At 46.8% G+C, this 3911-nt stretch carries 5 protein-coding genes and 1 pseudogene; 2 read left to right on the forward strand and 4 right to left on the reverse strand.

Going from position 1 to position 3911, the window contains the following annotated elements; all coding sequences use genetic code 11:
• A pseudogene (locus C7B77_RS25680) lies at positions 1-186 on the forward strand (hydroxymethylbilane synthase); the annotation flags it as partial.
• A 157-nt stretch (positions 187-343) separates the two neighbouring features.
• Here the strand turns inward: C7B77_RS25680 and C7B77_RS25685 are convergent.
• From C7B77_RS25685 to C7B77_RS30480, 3 genes are all read right to left on the reverse strand, one after another.
• A complete protein-coding gene (locus tag C7B77_RS25685; protein ID WP_219892285.1) occupies positions 344-871 on the reverse strand; it encodes a tetratricopeptide repeat protein in 528 nt (175 codons plus the stop codon).
• A gap of 191 nt (positions 872-1062) precedes the next feature.
• Entirely contained in the window at positions 1063-1683 is a 621-nt protein-coding gene (locus C7B77_RS25690) for a PEP-CTERM sorting domain-containing protein (protein ID WP_106311669.1), read from the reverse strand.
• Positions 1670-1846: a hypothetical protein gene (locus tag C7B77_RS30480; protein ID WP_181244035.1), complete on the reverse strand. Its 177-nt coding sequence runs from the start codon at positions 1844-1846 to the stop codon at positions 1670-1672. The genes C7B77_RS25690 and C7B77_RS30480 overlap by 14 nt, the downstream gene beginning before the upstream one ends.
• Positions 1847-1942: 96 nt before the next feature.
• Between C7B77_RS30480 and chrA the strand changes: the two genes are divergently transcribed.
• Positions 1943-3094, forward strand: a complete 1152-nt coding sequence (gene chrA, locus C7B77_RS25695) for a chromate efflux transporter (RefSeq protein WP_106311672.1) — start codon at positions 1943-1945, stop codon at positions 3092-3094.
• 126 nt (positions 3095-3220) lie between these two features.
• Here the strand turns inward: chrA and clpP are convergent, their stop codons facing one another.
• On the reverse strand, positions 3221-3832 hold the full coding sequence (gene clpP, locus C7B77_RS25700) for an ATP-dependent Clp endopeptidase proteolytic subunit ClpP (RefSeq protein WP_106311675.1): 612 nt from the start codon (positions 3830-3832) through the stop codon (positions 3221-3223).
• Positions 3833-3911: the final 79 nt, after the last annotated feature.

A 3911-nucleotide genomic window follows, 5' to 3' on the forward strand; every position in this document is an offset into this window, starting at 1 on the left:
AGTCTAGACGGTCAAAGATTAGTCACAGACACGATTACCGGAGCTGCAATCGATGCCGAACAACTCGGCAAAGATCTCGCACATCGCCTCCGCTCTCAAGGCGCGCAAACCATTCTCGATGAAATCTTTGCCCTCGTCGAAAGAGACGGGTTGAAGAAAGTGCTGGACGAGCAGACAAATAGTTAGGAGTTGGGAGTTGGGAGTTGGGAGTTGGGAGCAGGGGAGAGGATTTTGGATTGAGCTTACATCAAAATCCTTTCCCCTTTCCCCCTAAAACCTAAAGCCTAAAACCTAAAGCCTAAAGCCTAAAGCCTAAAGCCTAAAGCCTAAAACCTAAAACCTATCAACGTTTGCGCTGAAAAGCTTTTAGGTTAGTTAAAGTGCGTTGCTGATTGTAAGTGTCGCCTTGGATCCGAAATAACTCGGCAGCAATACGTAAATCGGCAATAGCTCCTTTGCAATCGCCAAGTTGATGGCGAGCGTAAGCGCGATTATTGTAAGTAATGGCTTTTTCTGGTAAAAGGCGAATCACCTGAGTGTAATCGACGTAAGCACCTCGATAATCTTTCATGTTAAGCTTGGCTGCCGCGCGATTGGTATAAGCAAGTGCATGATTTGGATCGAGACGAATTACTTCGGTATAATCGACGATCGCGGGAATATTTTGTTGGAGTTGGGCGTGTAAGATTCCCCGGTGCAAATAGGCGTCGATGTCTTGGGGATTTTCTTTGAGTGCAGCATTGAGGCTGGCGATTGTCGGTTGTGCTGTTTCAGTTGCGGTCGGCTCTGGAGCAGCAATCGCGAGCGATTGGATCGATACAAGTGCGATCGCGGTGAGAATACTTAGCTTGGAGGGTAAATATTTAGTCATCGGCATACATCGAGGTTGAATTATATACAATCTACAACTTATTGTATTAGTTTTGGGCGATCTGAGCTGCGATCGATTCGGATCTCGATCGCCACATCGACGTCGAACTCTCATTCCAAAAAATAAACCCCTGTAAAGGAGTTCTTTGAGAATTCATCATTATTAAATACGTTTAAATAGGCAAGAAATAATTAGTCTGTTTCTTTATCTACATCCAATAACTGAGCTATTTTCAGTTTGCGCTTGGAGTAAATACCATAACCAAAAGCGAGTGCAGACCCCAAAATGGTTGATGGTTCTGGAACCGAGGCAACCGAACCGCCTAAAACATTGCCAGAGCCAGTAATAGTATTAGTAAAAGCTCCAACACTAGTATTGGTATTCCCCGTCGTTACAAAGAAGTAATTAACGCCAGCAGTGAGATTGGTAGTAAATCCCGATAGACCAAAACCAGGCACACCCATAAAGTCATTGTTGCCAATAATGGCATTGACTAAAGGAGTCGCCGGATTAAAAGCATTTCTATACAAAAATGTATAATTGTCCCAAGCACTGGGGATAGTTGCTAGGCTTACAAAATTGTAGCTACCCGAAGCATCGACATTAAAAGCATAACTACTATATGAAACTGCCGTTCCAATTCCGGTGTTAGCAGATGGTGGAGTGCCTTCATTCGGTCGCGTCCAAGTTGGAGCAGCTACTGTAGTTCCACTGAAAGTAACTGCTTGTGCTTTAGGTGCGATCGACGATAATACTGTCAAACCCAAAGCAATTCCCGCACCAGCGATAGTAATTTTTTTAACTGCACTCATAAGTAAATTTGGTGAGAGGATAAATGCCAGCTTGATAATAACCCAAGCATTCAATCCCGCGCTGTTCGAGAGTGCGATCCCCTTCAAAATTCAGTAATAGTGCTCGATCTGTCGATCGAATCGGCACCACAGGATACCAATAAATTACATTAAATTCAGCCAAAATACGTAGGCTCTGAGATCGCGATCGTTAGCTAGATCGCTGAATAATTGACAAATTTGCGACAAAATAAAAGTAAATCTCGATTGCCATCTCCCCATGCATCTTTCCCGTCCGCGTTTGACTGAATTAGCTGCGGTCTTTTTGAAGCTAGGTACGATCGGTTTTGGCGGCCCAGTGGCACATATTGCCATGCTGGAGGCGGAAATTGTCAGTCGGCGACAGTGGATTAGTCAGCCACAATTTCTCGACCTCATCGGTTTGACAAACCTGATTCCGGGGCCGAGTTCTACAGAATTGGCGATTTATATCGGCTATCTACGTGCTGGCTGGTGGGGCTTAATTGTGGCTGGAGTGTGTTTTATCGTGCCAGCGATGGCGATCGTGTGGGGGATAGCGATCGTCTACGTGCGTGTCAGCGATCTGCCACAAGCGATCGCCATGTTTGCCGGAATTAAGCCTGTAGTGGTAGTACTCACCATTCAAGCAATGTGGAAATTACGCATCAGTGCGATTAAAAATCTGCCCACAGGCATCGCTGGAGCCGTCGCGATCGGGTTATTTGGGGTTTTTGATGTCAATACCTTAATCGTGCTATTGGTGGCGGGATTTGGGGTAATGGTGTGGCAAAACTGGCGCAACTGGCGCGGGGGATTGTCAGCCGTCTGGTTGCCGAGGTTCGATCTGCCGATTTTAGCAGTCGTGCCTGCGATCGCCTCTCATCCTTCATGGGTGGATGTCTTCACCATTTTCCTCAAAATTGGAGCGACGATTTATGGTGGTGGTTATGTCTTGCTGGCATTTCTGCAACCCGAATTAGTCGAACGCACTCAGTGGTTGACATCCACTCAATTGCTCGATGCGATCGCCATCGGTCAAGTTACACCTGGCCCTCTGTTTACGACAGCAACATTTATCGGTTATTTACTGGCAGGACACGCAGGCGCGATCGCGGGTACAGTTGGTATTTTCTTACCCAGCTTTATCTTCGTGGCAATTGTTACATTTTGGTCACCAAAATTGCGCCAATCTGTCTGGTTTAGAAGTTGGTTGGATGGGGTGAATGCAGGAGCCTGGGGCGCGATTGCTGTTGTCGCTTATCGGTTGGGGGTGGTGACATTCGTAGACTGGCTGTCGATCGCGATCGCTGCAATCGGTGCTTTGTTAATCTGGCGATGGCGAGTCGATCCGCTCTGGCCGATCTTAGGTGGTGCTGCGATCGGGTTAATAATACAATTGGCTCGATCTTAAAGCCAGACAAAAATCTAAGCATCGATAAATGGGTAGATGAGTGGATGGGTGGATGGACTAACGCAGGCATTCACTATCCACCATCCACCATCCACTATCCACTATCCACTACCTAAAGCCTACCCTCTACTGAACCAGAGCTAATGGTGGATTGACAGCAGTGGCGCGTCGATCGATAACGGTATCGATTAAGCCATAATCTTTGGCTTCGACAGCCGACATGTAGAAATCGCGATCGGTATCTTCTTGGATTTTCTCCAAAGGTTGACCCGTATGTTTGGCCAACAGATCGTTCAATGTCCCCTTGATATAGAGAATTTCTTTCGCTTGGATCGCAATATCCGTCGCTTGTCCCTGTGCGCCACCTAAAGGCTGGTGAATCATAATCCGCGAACTAGGCAGACTCGTGCGTTTGCCTTTGGTACCAGCACTCAAGAGAAATGCCCCCATACTAGCCGCAAATCCCATGCATACAGTAGAGACATCGGGGCGAATTTGATTCATCGTATCGAAGATGCCCATGCCTGCCGATACCGAACCGCCAGGAGAGTTAATATATAGATAGATATCTTTCTCTGGATCTTCTGCTTCCAAAAACAGCAGTTGTGCCACGATCAGGTTAGCCAAATCTGAGGTTACTTGGCCGCCCAAGAAAACAATTCGATCGCGCAATAGTCGAGAATAAATATCGAAGGCGCGTTCGCCTCTGCCAGATTGTTCGATGACGGTAGGTATCATAACGGTGCCAGTATATATCGATTCTTTTTATTATCGCCCAATCTCGCAGCTTCCGGTCTAGTGGTATCCGTACCAGTCG

This window comes from Chamaesiphon polymorphus CCALA 037 (assembly GCF_003003845.1).
Classification (GTDB): Bacteria; Cyanobacteriota; Cyanobacteriia; order Cyanobacteriales; family Chamaesiphonaceae; genus Chamaesiphon; species Chamaesiphon polymorphus.

Coding starts and splice junctions, on each gene's coding strand:
- C7B77_RS25685 (WP_219892285.1), bottom strand. CDS start 871: ATGACTAAATATTTACCCTCCAAGCTAAGTATTCTCACCGCGATCGCA.
- C7B77_RS25690 (WP_106311669.1), bottom strand. CDS start 1,683: ATGAGTGCAGTTAAAAAAATTACTATCGCTGGTGCGGGAATTGCTTTG.
- chrA (WP_106311672.1), top strand. CDS start 1,943: ATGCATCTTTCCCGTCCGCGTTTGACTGAATTAGCTGCGGTCTTTTTG.
- clpP (WP_106311675.1), bottom strand. CDS start 3,832: ATGATACCTACCGTCATCGAACAATCTGGCAGAGGCGAACGCGCCTTC.